Annotated in this window: 13 protein-coding genes; 4 read left to right on the top strand and 9 right to left on the bottom strand. The window is 54.7% G+C overall.

The window, feature by feature from the left end; all coding sequences use genetic code 11:
* Positions 1-11: 11 nt before the first annotated feature.
* Complete coding sequence (locus tag AAC035_RS00600; RefSeq protein ID WP_339798909.1) at positions 12-1,088, bottom strand: DNA cytosine methyltransferase; 1,077 nt, start codon at positions 1,086-1,088, stop codon at positions 12-14.
* A 256-nt stretch (positions 1,089-1,344) separates the two neighbouring features.
* Positions 1,345-1,584: a helix-turn-helix transcriptional regulator gene (locus AAC035_RS00595; protein WP_273166720.1), complete on the bottom strand. Its 240-nt coding sequence runs from the start codon at positions 1,582-1,584 to the stop codon at positions 1,345-1,347.
* 152 nt (positions 1,585-1,736) lie between these two features.
* Here AAC035_RS00595 and AAC035_RS00590 point away from each other — a divergent pair, with 152 nt between their 5' ends.
* The 3 genes from AAC035_RS00590 to AAC035_RS00580 are packed head-to-tail and all read left to right on the top strand — an operon-like array spanning position 1,737 to position 3,478.
* Positions 1,737-1,976, top strand: a complete 240-nt coding sequence (locus tag AAC035_RS00590) for a hypothetical protein (protein ID WP_058091260.1) — start codon at positions 1,737-1,739, stop codon at positions 1,974-1,976.
* On the top strand, positions 1,969-3,174 hold the full coding sequence (locus AAC035_RS00585; protein ID WP_339798900.1) for a DUF3596 domain-containing protein: 1,206 nt from the start codon (positions 1,969-1,971) through the stop codon (positions 3,172-3,174). The genes AAC035_RS00590 and AAC035_RS00585 overlap by 8 nt, the downstream gene beginning before the upstream one ends.
* Positions 3,164-3,478 carry a hypothetical protein gene (locus AAC035_RS00580; protein WP_339798898.1) on the top strand — a complete coding sequence of 105 codons (315 nt, stop codon included), beginning with the start codon at positions 3,164-3,166 and terminating at the stop codon, positions 3,476-3,478. The genes AAC035_RS00585 and AAC035_RS00580 overlap by 11 nt, the downstream gene beginning before the upstream one ends.
* 323 nt (positions 3,479-3,801) lie before the next feature.
* Here AAC035_RS00580 and AAC035_RS00575 read toward each other — a convergent pair whose 3' ends face one another.
* Genes AAC035_RS00575 through AAC035_RS00565 form a run of 3 tightly spaced genes read right to left on the bottom strand, consistent with a single transcriptional unit; the run spans position 3,802 to position 10,029 of the window.
* Positions 3,802-7,062: a hypothetical protein gene (locus tag AAC035_RS00575; protein ID WP_339798895.1), complete on the bottom strand. Its 3,261-nt coding sequence runs from the start codon at positions 7,060-7,062 to the stop codon at positions 3,802-3,804.
* Positions 7,059-9,440 (bottom strand): hypothetical protein, encoded by a 2,382-nt coding sequence (locus AAC035_RS00570; RefSeq protein ID WP_339798893.1) that lies wholly within the window; start codon positions 9,438-9,440, stop codon positions 7,059-7,061. The genes AAC035_RS00575 and AAC035_RS00570 overlap by 4 nt, the downstream gene beginning before the upstream one ends.
* Positions 9,433-10,029: a hypothetical protein gene (locus AAC035_RS00565; protein ID WP_339798891.1), complete on the bottom strand. Its 597-nt coding sequence runs from the start codon at positions 10,027-10,029 to the stop codon at positions 9,433-9,435. The genes AAC035_RS00570 and AAC035_RS00565 overlap by 8 nt, the downstream gene beginning before the upstream one ends.
* 229 nt (positions 10,030-10,258) lie before the next feature.
* On the opposite strand from AAC035_RS00565, the gene AAC035_RS00560 reads away from it, so the two are divergent.
* Complete coding sequence (locus AAC035_RS00560; RefSeq protein ID WP_339798889.1) at positions 10,259-10,726, top strand: hypothetical protein; 468 nt, start codon at positions 10,259-10,261, stop codon at positions 10,724-10,726.
* 533 nt (positions 10,727-11,259) lie between these two features.
* Here the strand turns inward: AAC035_RS00560 and AAC035_RS00555 are convergent.
* The 4 genes from AAC035_RS00555 to umuD all read right to left on the bottom strand — a co-directional run.
* Positions 11,260-11,925 carry an SOS response-associated peptidase family protein gene (locus tag AAC035_RS00555; protein WP_339798886.1) on the bottom strand — a complete coding sequence of 222 codons (666 nt, stop codon included), beginning with the start codon at positions 11,923-11,925 and terminating at the stop codon, positions 11,260-11,262.
* 525 nt (positions 11,926-12,450) lie between these two features.
* Entirely contained in the window at positions 12,451-13,737 is a 1,287-nt protein-coding gene (umuC, locus tag AAC035_RS00550) for a translesion error-prone DNA polymerase V subunit UmuC (protein ID WP_339798884.1), read from the bottom strand.
* Positions 13,734-14,480: a CLCA_X family protein gene (locus AAC035_RS00545; protein WP_339798881.1), complete on the bottom strand. Its 747-nt coding sequence runs from the start codon at positions 14,478-14,480 to the stop codon at positions 13,734-13,736. The genes umuC and AAC035_RS00545 overlap by 4 nt, the downstream gene beginning before the upstream one ends.
* The coding region (umuD, locus tag AAC035_RS00540; protein ID WP_339798878.1) for a translesion error-prone DNA polymerase V autoproteolytic subunit at positions 14,480-14,818 on the bottom strand (339 nt) is incomplete at its 5' end. The genes umuD and AAC035_RS00545, both read right to left, overlap by 1 nt.

The raw sequence follows: 14,818 nt of genomic DNA, 5'->3' as shown, positions 1-14,818 counted from the left end.
AACTTTCTGCGTTAAACGACGTCTAATTTTTCTTGTTTCACTTCCTGCCTTTGGGCTATCACAGAAATATGAGTATTTATACTTCTCGCGATCGCGCGTCCCAAATCAACAGGGACAGCGTTACCAATCAAGCGCCCTAACACTTTAAAACTTACCTCTCCGCCTTTAGGAATGAACGCGTAATCCCTGGGGAAGCTTTGAATAATAGCGGCTTCTCGTAGTGTGATAGCACGATCTTGATCTGGGTGTCCAAATCGACCGTTGCCGAAGCCATAGCACTGCGTAGTCATGGTAGGGGCTGGTTTGTCCCACTCCATGCGGCCATAAACACCCGGGTAAGTCTTGCCACTTGCGGCACGATGGCAATCCGCGACAAGATGCTCAGGCCAATCACGCCATGTGCCACCCGGCTTTGAAACTTTGATGCGCTGGAGGTTTTTTTCCGACAGCGTGGACGAAACGTGTAGCTTATCTCTCGGCGCTGCCTCTCCGGCACTTAGAGGGCGAAGTCGACCTATCGCTTGTTTTACTGTTCTGGGCTTTTCGACAGTGGGTTTAATCATGGCTATTTCACCATGGCGCGATGCCAGTAAAACCATACGCCTACGCGTCTGAGGAACTCCGTATTGGGATGAATCAACAACATCAAACCAAACGTTGTAACCAAGCCCTTTCAACGTGTCGACAAAATCCTGGAAAACTTCGTGTTTCGCGACAGTTGGAACATTTTCCATCGTTATGATGTCAGGCTTCGATCCTTTAGCCAATCGAGCAAACTCGTACAAGAGCCCCCATTTACCATCCTTGCCATCTATCTCATACCGCTGCGCATAAGTTGAAAAAGGCTGGCAGGGTGCACACCCAGCCAAGATTCTTATCTCGGCATCGCCGAAGAGCTCGCTCAATTCGTTAGTGGTGACTTTACTGACGTCTTTTTCTACAAATTTGGCGCTGTTGTTGGCCTCGTACGGAAAGCGACAAGCCGGATCCATGTCAATCCCAGCAACGACTGGCATGCCTTCAAGCACGAAGCCATGGGTCAGTCCGCCGGCGCCACAAAATAAATCAATGCACGATACTTTCTTCATTTACGAGCCTTGGTTAGCCTCAATCGTTGAGCAAAGCGAGCACAACTCGTCATTAGCAATTGAACCATTCTTTACCTCGAATCTTGTTCTCAGCTACGCCCGCCAGTTCGACCTCATCAATCAAAGGAGTATTTTAAATTCCCGAGAGGTTGTGCTTGCCTGCCCTTATGTTGATCGAAGCAGTTTGGGATTGATCGGAAATCTGCACGCTGCCTTAAACTCACAGACTCCTTAAAAACGTATTAAGTAGTCCCCCTCAACCCTCACTTTCGCTCTCAATATCAACATGCTGAGCAACAGCCTCAAGCGGCACTCCAAAAAACTCACACAACTTATCCAAAATCTCGGTCGTGGTGTTATAGCCACGCTGGTTCGCAATTTTGGATAGCGTCGTCCTGTGGATTCCAGTCTCCTTCGAAACCTCATCCAGCGTAACCCTTCGATTTTCTTGAAATCCCTTCTCTGCGATTAGTTCTTTTAGACGAAATCTGATCATGGTCGGCAGGCCTTTGAGTGTGTAGCGATGATACCTCATAAGACGCAAACCCGCATCCAATGATGATTAAAACCTACAAAAGACTGTTGACAGCGTCGAAAATAGGCTTAATATGTAGCTTGTACGCTACAAAGAAAGCCTAGGAGAAACATATGAACACTACCGAATACCTGACCACCGAAGAGCTTGCAGAACGGATTCGCTATGAAGCCCGGACGATTCGCGAGCGCCTGAAAGACTCCGTGCTCCTCGAAGGCGTTCATTACATTCGGCCGTTTGGCGGCCGGAAAATTCTTTACATGTGGGAGCCCATCCAGCGAGATATGGCGCTGCACTCCGGCCACCACTCACTTTCTATTCCTATGGCCAACGGAGGACGTATGCATGGCTAGCATTCGAGTACGCGAAGCAACACAGAAGCTGTTTTTCGATTTCCATTTTCGAGGTAAGCGCTGCCGAGAGCAGACCGCTCTTGATAACACGCCCGCAAACCGGAAAAAACTCCAGGCGATTCTCAAACGAATCGAAGCGGAAATCACACTGGGCACTTTCGAGTACCACAAATATTTCCCAAACAGCCCCAAAGCCCAGGAGTTCACGAGGCAAGCAGAGCTCCGGCGTTCTCGCGAAGCTCACGACACGCCGTTGTTCAGTGAGTTTTGTGAAACCTGGATGGATGAGATGCGGGTGCAGTGGCGAAAGTCACACATCACCACGATCGAAGGCACTCTGAAGAATTACCTGATCCCGGAGTTCGGGGAGAAGGAGGTTGGCCACATCACCAGGCAGGAAATCCTTTCGTTCCGGGCGTCCCTCGCCAAAGTTCAGACCCGGAGCAAAAAGCCACTTTCCGCCAGCCGTATCAACCGCATCATGACGCCTTTGCGCATGATTCTGGGAGAGGCAGCCAACCGGTATGAGTTTACCTCACCCTTTCAGGGGATCAAATCACTGAAGGTGCCGCGGTCCGATGTGGAGCCGTTTTCGCTGGAGGAGGTTCGGCTGATTCTCGCCACGGTTCGGGCGGACTTCAGGAACTACTACACCGTTCGCTTCTTTACCGGTCTTCGGACCGGTGAGATCGACGGCTTGCAGTGGGACTGCGTCGATTTTCAGCGGCGGCAGATTCTGGTTCGCCAGGCTCTGGTGAATGGGGAAATCGAGCAGACCAAAACCGACGGCAGCTACCGGCACATTGAAATGCCTCAACTGGTCTACGACGCCCTGAAGGACCAGCGCAAGGCCACCGGCAACAACACCTTTGTGTTCTGTAATGGCGCAGGCAATCCGCTTGAGCACAACAACGTTACCAAACGAGTGTGGTATCCCCTGCTCAGCCATCTGGGCCTACGAAAGCGCCGGCCGTACCAGACCCGCCACACTGCCGCCACGTTGTGGCTGGCCGCTGGCGAGAACCCGGAGTGGATTGCCCGGCAGATGGGGCATACCACAACCGAGATGCTGTTCCGGGTCTATAGCCGCTATGTGCCCAACCTGACCCGCCGTGATGGTTCCGCGTTCGAGCGGCTTCTTATTACCGAGTTCGATGCTTCAGCGGAAACGGGTGAGGAGGCTAGCTATGAAAACTGAGTTCGATATCAGCGATACCACGCTAGGTTTAACGTTCGTTCCGCTGACAAACCTTCTTCCCCGCGAGAGGAGGATGATTCGCAATGTGGCCAGCGCGTTGAATGCGGCTTTCCAGATTCCCGAAGGGAGAGGGTTGGTACTGCACCTGGGACTGGGTGGTGAACGATCGAATCTGGAGGCACTGGAGACCTGGGTGTGCCGTCAGATGCTCGCTCACCGGATGCTGCCCGGGGAGGAAAGTCTTGCCTGGTTCGTTCGCCAGCTGGAGTACGACTTGAATACGCTGGAGGTCCACTATGGCTGACGCTCAACAGGCCGAGATTCGTCTGGCGTACTGGTCGGACCGGTTCACCATTCTGAGCACGCAATTAATGCCTAAACGTTATTTTGGCCTTAGGGTGTGGCGCCTGGTCCTTCTCTGCCGAGGGAGGCATGCCGTGGCCATCATGCATGAGCTCCGCATGCCATCGGGGTGGTATCCCACCCCGGGGCAGCGGGTTTCTGCGGTGCTGCGGATTGGTTGCCAACCCGGGGCGTCTAATCTGCACGTCCAGGCTATTGAGCCCTGCTAGCCTGGCGGCGGCTGCTAGGTTCTTAGCAGCCGCCTGACCCTTTATGAGAAGGGCATCAACCTTCCTCCCCGCCAACGCTTTCTTTTGCGCAGACGACATACGCCGAAAGCAGCGCAAATCGCAACGTTGACCAGAACAAGTTTTGACCTTTATCGAGGGCCGGTGGAGCAGCTACCGAAATATGGCAGCGACCATTGATGCCGAGTTTCTGCGGTAGCGTTTCCAGTTTGCAGGTAATACTCGAGGGAGGGACTCCGAAATAGTCAGACCAGAATTTTTTGACCCGCTTTCGGTCCGTCTCTGGAGCAATCTTTATAGCCAGCGTTGTCCGGCTCTTGAGTCCTAACTCACGGAGCAAGTCGAAAAACAATCGCTGCCGAACAGCTCCGTCCGGTCGGATCTTAGACTTGCTCCTTTGGGAGCTCTCCAGAGCCGCTCGCATACACAGTTCCGCATGCTCAGGGTCACGTTCAAACCAATCAATAAGCCCCAAGAAATACTTTTCGGCGTAGTTTTGGGTATCTGGCGTATTGGGCGGCGCCAGGAACTGGCCTGGAAGTTCCGGCAAACGACGCGAAAGATCTTTTTCCTCCAGCGACCGCATAACGTCTTCTGTGCCCCGTGATAGCTTAGGCCTGGGGCTGGGCGAAACCAGGGCGGATTGATTGTGCGGCGCTCGCTCGCGGTTGGTTGTCATGGACATGAGAGACCTGGCATTTCGATCCCAGCTTTCGGCTGTCTCACTGGATATGCCCACTAGCTCAGCAGCTTTCGTAAGCCCTCGAGGCTTCTCCACGCCGTGTTCCATTACCGATTGAATTGACCACAGCTGCAGGTTGTATGCGTCCATCCATCCAATCTTGATTCGCAGTTCACTGTTTTCATGGACAAGCGGCTGGTGCTCTTGCATGGAAGGAGGCTTTTTTCGACCGGCCACGGGCCAGCTTTCCGCCAATACTGCACACAGCTCACTTGCCGGTGTCGGCGACCCGATAAGCTGTTTACGGCCCCGGTACCTCTCCAACGCTGAAGGTGACTTATCAAGCAGTACTTGCTGGCATTCAAGGTTCAGCTTTGGATCATGGCGCTGGTTCAGATAACAGGCGACTACCCAGTCCAGCAGATGGGAGTAGCATTCCAGAGTTACTTGAGGAGAGGCGTGCCCAGCCCACATCGCCAACTGCCATAAGCCCTGCCCACTATCTGATAACCCCGCTTGCTCCCAAAGACATTGATCTACTGCAGGTAGCAGATCGACACCCATCTCGTCCTGGCGCCATTCCTGGGGGATAAACTCACTCGGCTCCCGTTCGAACAATCGCAAAAACGTGAACGTGACGAATGAATGCCGAAGGTGGTGAAACCGGAAGTTCTCGTCGCCCGTGACCTCTTGGAGGAGCTCGGTAATCGGGTCGAAAACCCTCGAAGTGACGGCCGGCCAGTATCCACCCGCGACCTCCGCAAACACCGGCCTTTTTGCAGCATTACCTGCAACAACGCTCTGCCGGCGTCGATAAAAGCGACGCAGTGTAGTCAGCTCATCCTGGGTCAGCAGGATATGAATCGGCAGACGGCGCGTGGAGGTTTCCGATTTTATCCGCGCGTTTTTGTTGGGGCGGACCAGTAGTTCGGACTTTTCGACGAGCGGGTCATCAAGCCCGGCGAAATCACCAAACAATCGGCTATAGGCCTCACCACGACGGAGTCCCAACCGGTAACCCAAGATCAGAATGAGCTCCTGGCACTCTGCGAGATCGTCATGAGCAGCCCGGTACTGGAGCGCTTGTCGCACCCTCTGGTACTCACGAGGCGTCAGGATGCGGGCATCTACCTGCCGGTCAGCACTCATACCGGCGATGTCGACCGGTGGAATACCGTACCCCTGCACCAAAAACTGATGGAAAGCGGATAATCGTCCGGCACAGTCAGCCACTGCTCCGTGAGCATTGGCTACGATCTCGTCATAGATCGCCTGCCAGCTGTCCTCGTCCACGTTCAGAGGGTCGGACAGATCGTCCGCATATACGAGAAGGCCCCTGATCCAGTCGAGATACCGAATAACTGAGCGGTCAGAAAGCTTCTTTTTTACCACGCCACCGTGCTCGAGAAGGTGACCTGCCCAACTGGCCATCAGTTGGAGGATTGGGGAGACCCCCTCTTTGTCCACGAACTTGCTGATGAACTCGCGGCCCACATTATTGGGTTCGTCCTTGATGCCTTTGAGCAACTCCTTATAGAGCTTTTTCTGATCCGGGAATTGCCCGCTTACCCGGACTTGCTTTACGGCCGTAATGAGTTCCGCTTTCCGATCTTTACCAGCCTGAGTGGTTTTATCTCGCTGATCGGTCAGCAATCGATGCCAATTTACGGCAGTCAAGGGCGCTCCGATTCGATTGCTAAGCAGATAATGAACGATGGTGCTTGGGAGCGTGGTTACGAGATTTGCCTCGGACAGGCGCAGGCAACTACCAGCAACACTGGAGGGGAGTCCCGCCAACTGACAAAGCTTTTTCGTGAACTGCTCCAACAGATAATCGAACGACTGGATCTTTCGGGACTTGGGATCTCTAGGCCACGTCTTTCCCCGGCGTTGATACCAGCGCCAAAGCAGGATTTGGGTAACCGGCGCCAGGAATACGCGCCTTCTTCGGTCCTGGTAATCGGTATTCTCGAGGTTGTTCTCCTCACCCAGGTCCAGCCAGACGATACCCTGTTCAATACCCGCCCCTGCACGAATACCGTTCGGGATCTCCTTAAGCCATGTCTTGTTGCAAACTCCGGAATGAAAGCAGAACGAGAACAACAGTTCGCCTGCGTCATGTACGATGTCCGGCTTTCCTGCGCCCTCGCCGCGTTCCAGCCGAGTGTAGAACGCGTTATCCAACTCATCGAATTGCTGGAGGCGCCGGAACATTTCCGGATTTGCATTGGACGACTCAACCCGGCTGATTGCTATCGGTGCCGGCACGGGCATTTGCCAACCCAACTCTCTAACACCCTGTGCTAGCCCAACCACCAGGTAATGCTGAATCTCCCTGAGTTGGTATCCGCCGGCATCCTGGCAAACCGCCGCAAAAAGATCGTCGACTTGCTCGGGCGATAGTTCAATGTCTGGCACCCCTTGATAGAGTTGTGGGTACCCCTCTTGAAGACGTTCGATCGCCGCTGACAGCCAGGCATGTTTTTGTTTAATGCGATTAAATTCCCGTCGCTTGGCGCCCAACGAATCTTGGCTGCCGTGCTTTTTTATCGCTCTGGTGAGCTTTGAGATCGGGCTAACCCACGGCTCATAAACGCCATCGAACCTGTCAGTCATCTTGCAATCCCCTCGACCACCTGCAAACCGATTTTCTCGGCCAACTGACCGAGTGCACTGTCCAGAACCCCATGAAAATCGACAGGGTCAACCGCTGAGAACCGCCCCCATGGTTCCTGCCCCATCGACCAGTGCCCCATAAAGCGATCAACGTAGGGTCCAGAGACGTCGAGTCGACGCAACTCACCGCGTAGCCAGTGGCGATTGAGGTTTAAGGGCAAGACGTAGGCCCATTCCAGCAAGGTCTCCATTGACGCTGGACGCAACTGAACCTCGTCGAGCTGTTTGTCGAGGTAGAACAAAAAAGTCCCATGCTGTCGGTTTTCAATAATCAGTGACAGACGGTTCCTCAGCCATTCGGCGTGAGAGTGATAGGCAGCCAGCTGATCCGCCAGAACCTGACAAACTGGAACCATGCGAGAGTGGCCGTAGCCATCCCCGGTTTTGTCAGCGATAACCAGCCACCGTCGTCTGCGATTAAATTCGCCAGCTTCCGAAAGTGGGTCTTGGACAGCGCGATACCCGGTCATCCAAAACAACATGAGGACAAGATAGTTGGTGAGAGAGTTATGGAATAGGCGGAGGCCTTCAAGTGTTCCAAGGAGATCGCGGTCATACTCAATCTGCTCTCGAAGCGAGCGAAACAGTTCGGCGACGACTGGCGTATCGATGACCAAGTCTGACCCTACTGTTCCATCGATCAATGCTCGTTGGCACTCGGGCGCTGATGCGCTATCCGGGAGAACCAATGACTGCCAGCGGCGGGTGACGCTCGAATACTGGTCCATTAGTTTCTGGCGGTCACAATGGTGGTAGTAGATTGCCGCTGAGGCGCCGTATGGCGGCTGACGACCTGTGACTAGGCATGCTTCAATCAGGTCGCCAGATTCAGCGTGTAAATCTTCAGTCAGCTGATAGGCAATACGGGCAAGGGTGATCCGTCCTCTGTTGCCTCGGTTAATGGACGACAAAAAAGCTTTGATCTCTGTGCTTGCGTGCTCTTGGCTGACATTGCTGAATAACTTTACCGATCGCTTTTTCGCTTGTCCCTTCCTGTCAGCAACCAGTGGCTCCAACACAGCCCAAAACGATCCTGGGATAGGGAGAAAAAGTAGGGGTTCGTGGTCCGCTAAAACGCTTCTCCAAACTTTCTTCCGGGTCCGGCGCGACTCAGGCTGAAGCGTTTTGACCACCCACTCCCGAGATTCCGCAACCAAGTAGATGGCTGTTGTATCCTGGATAGAGTTGGCCTTTGGTACCTGGTCGAAATTTCGAACAAGGCTCGTCTCAAACACCGCCTCGACATCACGCCCGGTAAGCAGACTTAAAAAAATGAGTGCTCTGCTGCTCGGACCAAGCTTCGTCTCTGGATTCAGAATCGCTAAAAGGAGTGACCGAGTTTCTGCCTCGGTCAGCGTCTGCCAACGCCCGGGCAATTGCTGAGCGGCTCGCCGCTGATGAATTCTTCGGTTGGCCACCCTTATCGCGGCCTGCACCGGGCTACCTCCGTAATCGGTCGATATAGGACGCGCTGATTTGATTAGCCGCGGACCGTCCTCGACCTCATCAGGGGAGTTGCCCGCCAGATAATGCTCGGTCGCTCTCACCTCCTCAGGGCGCCGACGACTGATAACAGCGGTTTCCAGAGAGGAATCTGCCTCCAGATCTGAATCAGGGTCAGTGTCGAGCACGTTCTGAGGCAAAGAAACAGGCCTAATCTTCCGTGGCTGGTCTCCGTGTTTTCGGGAGCGCTGGTAAATCCGCCCGCCACCTAAATAAAAATTGAAAAATCTCGCGATCTCAGTGAGGTAGCTATAATCCTGACCTAGCGCCTCGGCCTCTCTCGGATCGATATCCTCCAGCGTGTCTTCCAGGCGGCTGTAGAACTCTTCCACGTCACCAATTACCGGCGGCAGATAATTTAGTCCTGACTCCGAAATCAGACGAATCTGTCGCCAAACGCCTTCTACACGTCGATTAAATACGACAACCTCCTGTGCACCTCTATCGACGGCTTCGAGTCTACGATTCCAATCGCTCACGCATACGATAATGAGAGCTGACAGCCGCAAGAGGGTTCCAGATACCCGGTCTCGTTGGCCTAGCTCGATGATGCCAGCGTGCTGTGGAAACTCGCCTTTCAGTCCCTTGACGCCTTTGGTGGTCTTTTTATCAAATTCAACTGTCTCCCCGATGCGACCGTCGCGGCAGATTGTGAGGAGCGTCTCTTTATGCGGAAGGTCAATACCCAAGGATTCGAATTCAGGGACAATTTTTGCCAAACCAGATTCAATCGCTCTTGCCTCAAACCAATCAAGGCGAGGGCGCACCAGATCTGTCAGTTGGTCCTGCAACGTTAGCTCGACGAATTCAGTCATCACAATCCTCCAGCGCGAGAGCAAGGGAGTCCTGCGATGTAGGCGACTGGACCTGAGCCCGTTCCGGGATTTGGTAGCGGCGGTTCTGGCCGAGTAGACGCTCGCGCCCGGATTTGGTCGACAGCTCAGGAAGATAGCGAGCCATAGTCGAAGGGTGTATCAGCGTCGCCTGCTGATTCAGCAGGTTTCTAGAAGAGACGGCATCTAGCCCATGCCAGATTGAGGAAACGAACCCAGCCAATGCAATAAGCTCCCCTACCGAGATATGCGTCGGTAGCGCGCTAACCACTAGCACGGCTATTCGCTCTCCGGGTGCCAGCTGGTGCCGGCACACCTCAGCCGTACGTAGATTGGCGAGCACTCGATATGTTTTTTGGCCTGCCTCCGGCTGCCATACCACTGGCATATGAAGGATGGCTGCGAGTTGAACGAGTGACGGGGTAAAAGCGTTCTTCTCCCTCATCGCTGGTATCGGCGCCATCAATACCTCCAGCGCTGAGGGTTCGATATCCGGGATTGCTGACAGCTGACTCACCCGTATAGTTGTGAATCGGATTCCTGGGAACCAGTTTGTTTCGGAGTACTGCATGAATTGAGCTCCTGCGCGACCATCTGTTTCGGACTAATAAACGGATCGATCTCTTCATCGATCGTTGCCCTAATATGGTCCCACAGAAAAATGCCGAAATTTCCGCCTGCACCCAAAAGTCCATTCACACAGGAAATGGCAACGCTTAATGAATTCACAAAACGAATAATTGAATTCTGCGGCACACAAAATTGGTATGGGTGGGGCCGACTAGAAGCCGTCTCAAAGCATGTCTGATAGGTCGGTTGACAATTTGCCTGCTACGCGACTCACCCCACCACTACAGCTCTACAAGGGCGGTCGCCCGGATAACCTGGTTGGTGGCGTCAAGGTCCTGCGCAAGGACCTGCAGGGGCTGGGCCTGGCAGCTGAAGCGCACGTCTTCGCGATTCAGAGTTTTTCAGCTCATGATGAGCAGGCAGCAAGGTCACTTTGGGATAAACAATCGCTGCTTCGGGACTACAAACACTTGGTCGACCAGGTGTCCGAGCAATTGGGGAGACTGGAAAGTCTGCCACCAGAAACCGCCGCAGCGGAATCTCTGGTCTTCGGTCGATCCGTCATTCGTCAGATTATTCGGGACCCTCTGCTACCCGAGGAGCTTGTACCCAGCAAGCAGCGGCTCAGGTTGATCAGTCTGATGCAGGAGTATCAAACGGTGGCAATCAAAATCTGGTTGAAGGTGTTGGGCGTGTAACTACAGGTGCCTCACTGGCAGCGCACCAGGGGGTTAGCGAGAAAAAGCTCGTTTAAACAGCACCGATAGATAGACTGAGCTGGTTCCGGGTTCCTTAAACGGCAGCCGATTTTATGCGTTGTACCATCTGGATCAATACGCTGGTACGTGGGTCTTTCAGTAGAAATGAACGAATAGACTCTCCGTCCAGCCCCCAAAGGTCGACAGGTTTCTGAAACCATTCCACAGCCACCGATTCTTGGCCGGTTGGAGTCAGGTTAACCAGCCCTTTATGGAGCCCCAACAGCAACCCAATCCTTTCCAAGACTTCAGACGGTAGAGGCACAAGTTCAGCGGACGCTACCTGATCCTTCCAGCTAAGTAACCTAGTGGTAGGTACGCCCAGCAAGCAAGCCAACTCCGAGTCAGTGAGGCCCCACCGTTCGCTACGATCCAGCAGCCAGCGAAGGCCGGCGTCACCATGTTGGTCAGTGAGGTGTGGTTGTTCTTCCCCAATCATTGAAAGGCTCCATTCTCTGAGTCTTTATCAATACCTAATCTGCCGCAAGAACTTCGGCTTCCGCAACAGGCGCCAGGTCCTTGGTACTCTTGACCGGCTCACACACCAGTGGCGCCGGTATATGCGTTTTCATAAAATGCGCAAAGGCGTCCGTGTGATGAAAATCCGGATCCAGCCACAGATCAAAGTCCCTCGGCCTCAGCATCAAAGGAATGCTCTTCGGATGGATGTGACTGAACCGTGGGTGAGGCGGCAGCGTGATCACAGTGAAGGAGCTTACCTGGTCCTCCCCAAAGTGCCAGGATTGCCATAACCCGGCCAGAGCCGTGGCTTCCCGCTCGGGGTGTATATTATAGACCTGCTTTCCCTGCCACTCGTGGAACGCGCTGACAGGGACAATGCAGCGGTGGGAGGGATAGACCTTCTTCCAGAGCGGGCTGGAAGCGAGCCGGTCACTGCGTGCGTTGAATGTGTGGAATTTCGGGTTTGGCCGGTAGCCATGCCCCTCCGGACGGGGCTCGATCAGCAATGACCAGATACCGGGTTCCAGATAACGGTCACCGCCAGCCTCCATCACGAATTCGCCGATACCGCCAGGTGGCACATTCAGCTGAGGGCGCGGCGCAATACCTGGCAGACCAAGTTGCCCCATTAGCTCCTGGACCTCAGGTGAATCAGTCACATTGTAGCGCCCGCACATGACAAGCCTCCCAAACGCTATGTACCAAACGATCCTACGCCTGATAGGTATGAAAAGGCCATCCGCCGCCGACAGAAGCTGCTAGGATGGCATTTATACAGTTGTCGTGTCTGCTGCCATGCCTGTTCATCCGACAGTTTCTGCGCGGCAGACTTCGCGTAATCCCAAGCCATGGTTTCATCATGACTACCAATCAGACCAGAACCACTCGCGTGTGCGCCCGTGTCGACCCTGAGACGCACGAACGCATTACGCGTGCGGCGGAGTTTTCCGGACGGAGTATGAACCAATTTCTGGTCGACGCCGCGACCAAAATGGCCAAGGAAGTCGTTGGGGAAGCCACAACGATTAGGCTTACGAACGAAGAGGCTGACCGTATGATGGAGGTACTCAATAACTCCCATCCGGCTAATACTCGGCTGCGCGAGGCAGCACGTCGACATGCTGACCGAAAACATCGTCATAAGCCTCAAAAATCGGGGTAATTGATTCCCTTTTTGCTGGTACGACTGTGACCCAGCCATTTCAGTGCACGACGGGCAACTGCCGCCAATTTGTAGTGTAGGCCGGTGAGAGATGTGAACGTCGCATTGCATAGGCATTGTTACCTGCCTGCCTTGCGGTGGTCAGGGCACCCCGGGATCGTCGATTGATCTGATCCATCAAAGCCATAAGCCTTTCGGAGCGGGTGCCACCCCCGGTCTCAACCGGTTCTGCTTCAAACAGATCCGCTTGTCGTACCGACGTCGTTACCAGTTCGCTGACAAGAACGCCCGCTTTGGCGTACTGGTATCCTTGACGGTAGATGGATCTCAATAGCTCCAACGCCTTATCCACTATGACCCGCGAATCCTGGCTCGGGGTGATGAGCCTGGTCGTGACACTCCTGGAGTACTGAGGTACCTCAGGCCTGAATGGATTGGTCCGAATAAACACCATGATCTCGCCAGCGAACTGATCGCCGCCCCTGAGCTTCTCGCATACCCGGGTGGCAAAATGCGCGAGAGCTTCTTCCAGGTCCTTCAGTTGTGTCAGTGGCTGACCGAAGGATCGGGAGCACATGATCTGTTTTTTCGGTTGAGGCGCCTCTTCCCAGGGTAAACAGGGGATGCCGTTCAACTCGCGGGCCGTGCGCTCCAGTACCACAGAGAACTGGTTTCGCAATGTGGTAGGGTCTGCCTCGGCCAGTTGCAACGCTGTGGTAATCCCCAGGCTTTCCAGGCGAGCCGTTATCCGGCGCCCGACACCCCACACCTCACCGACTGGGACTCGTTCCATGAGGCGCCTTTGCCTGATTGCATCGGTCAGGTCCACAACCCCTCCGGTCGCGGGGTACTTCTTGGCGGCGTAGTTCGCCAGTTTGGCCAGGGTTCGGGTCGGCGCAATCCCGACACAGACGGACAGCCCGACGTTCTGGTAGACGGTGTCTTTTACCTGCCGCCCAAAGTCTTCAAAGGGAACTACCCGGTTGATTCCGGTGAGATCCAGGAAGGCCTCGTCAATTGAGTACACATCCACCCGGGGCGACAATGCCTCTAGCGTAGTCATTACCCGTCGGCTCATATCGCCGTAGAGTGTGTAGTTGGACGAAAACACCTCAATGCCGTAGCGACGAATTTCGGCTTTGATGTGTTGTATCGGCACGCCCATCTTGATACCAAGCGCCTTGGCTTCCTTCGAGCGGGCGACCACGCAGCCGTCGTTATTGGACAGCACCACAACCGGCGTGTACCGGAGATCCGGACGGAACAGCTTCTCGCAGGAGGCATAGAAATTATTGCAGTCCACCAACGCAAATACCGATGGCTTCATCCGGCTTTGGCCTGCTGACGATAGAGCGCCTCGCCCAACGCCTGGAAATACGCATCAAAGGCCTCATTGATGCGCTGACGCTGAACGCCTTGAGGATACAGTCCCGACCGGGCTTCATCCGAATGAACGGTGCCGTTGACCAGAAAACGGTTGTGCGGCTCGCGGTCTTCCACAAAGGCTTCGAACGCTCGAGCGCAGAGTTCCTCCGGCCGGGCGTAGTAGAGCACCTTCAACTCCTTGTCCGCTTGCCGGGACGTCTGGAACAGCTCGCTCGGTTGAGTCCCCTCTTCGTTCAGCAAAATGGCTTGGAAACACTCACCCAGAAGATCGTTCAATGGATGCGGTTTGCGCTGAACGCTGTCCAGCCAGGCACTCGATGCAAACGCAGTGCTCCGGGGCGACCGAAAAGCCTTGCCCCCCATATAGTGATCGAAGGCGTGGAACCATTCGTGGGCCAGGCTGCCGGCACCGGCATTCTTGGCCAGGGCCAGTTGACGAGTGGCTGGTATGTAGTGAGCTGCCACGCCAGGACGACCGCCAATGCCATACTGGAGCCCCAGGGTACCTCGCAGGGAAATGAGCGGTTCCGGGCCGTTCAATACCGTCATCAGATCGCACAATGCCTGGTAGAAGTGAACGGCGGCCCGATCTCTCTCCGGCTCCGTTACCCAGCGGCCCACCTCGATACTGCGGAAATCAAATCGCCGCCGGACGGTGACGAAGGACACAGGCTGGCTGCTCATCACGCCTTACCTCCACGACGTAGTGAGCGGACCACGTTGGTTACCACGCCAAAGACCTCCAGCACGTCGTCCTCGCCAAGAACAATCGGCGCGAAGGCGGGGTTACGGGGCAATAACCGGACGGGCGGTGGAGTCAGATGCAGTTGCTTGACGGTCATTTCCGAACGGAGACTGGCGATGATGATGTCCCCATGCCCCGCCCGCAGGGAGCGGTCGACGACGAGTACGTCGTCCGGGAAGATCCCCGCCTCAATCATCGACTCGCCTTGGACGCGAACAAAGAACGTCGCTGCCGGATGCTCAATGCACAGCTCGTTCAGGTCCAGGGTTTTCTCGAT

The sequence above is a fragment of the uncultured Marinobacter sp. genome (genome assembly GCF_963974375.1).
Classification (GTDB): domain Bacteria; phylum Pseudomonadota; class Gammaproteobacteria; order Pseudomonadales; family Oleiphilaceae; genus Marinobacter.
This window is presented reverse-complemented; position numbering and strand designations above follow the sequence as displayed.

Excerpts from the sequence above, each read along its gene's own strand:
- AAC035_RS00600 (WP_339798909.1), bottom strand. The coding sequence starts at position 1,088 with ATGAAGAAAGTATCGTGCATTGATTTATTTTGTGGCGCCGGCGGACTG.
- AAC035_RS00595 (WP_273166720.1), bottom strand. The coding sequence starts at position 1,584 with ATGATCAGATTTCGTCTAAAAGAACTAATCGCAGAGAAGGGATTTCAA.
- AAC035_RS00590 (WP_058091260.1), top strand. The coding sequence starts at position 1,737 with ATGAACACTACCGAATACCTGACCACCGAAGAGCTTGCAGAACGGATT.
- AAC035_RS00585 (WP_339798900.1), top strand. The coding sequence starts at position 1,969 with ATGGCTAGCATTCGAGTACGCGAAGCAACACAGAAGCTGTTTTTCGAT.
- AAC035_RS00580 (WP_339798898.1), top strand. The coding sequence starts at position 3,164 with ATGAAAACTGAGTTCGATATCAGCGATACCACGCTAGGTTTAACGTTC.
- AAC035_RS00575 (WP_339798895.1), bottom strand. The coding sequence starts at position 7,062 with ATGACTGACAGGTTCGATGGCGTTTATGAGCCGTGGGTTAGCCCGATC.
- AAC035_RS00570 (WP_339798893.1), bottom strand. The coding sequence starts at position 9,440 with ATGACTGAATTCGTCGAGCTAACGTTGCAGGACCAACTGACAGATCTG.
- AAC035_RS00565 (WP_339798891.1), bottom strand. The coding sequence starts at position 10,029 with ATGCAGTACTCCGAAACAAACTGGTTCCCAGGAATCCGATTCACAACT.
- AAC035_RS00560 (WP_339798889.1), top strand. The coding sequence starts at position 10,259 with ATGTCTGATAGGTCGGTTGACAATTTGCCTGCTACGCGACTCACCCCA.
- AAC035_RS00555 (WP_339798886.1), bottom strand. The coding sequence starts at position 11,925 with ATGTGCGGGCGCTACAATGTGACTGATTCACCTGAGGTCCAGGAGCTA.
- umuC (WP_339798884.1), bottom strand. The coding sequence starts at position 13,737 with ATGAAGCCATCGGTATTTGCGTTGGTGGACTGCAATAATTTCTATGCC.
- AAC035_RS00545 (WP_339798881.1), bottom strand. The coding sequence starts at position 14,480 with ATGAGCAGCCAGCCTGTGTCCTTCGTCACCGTCCGGCGGCGATTTGAT.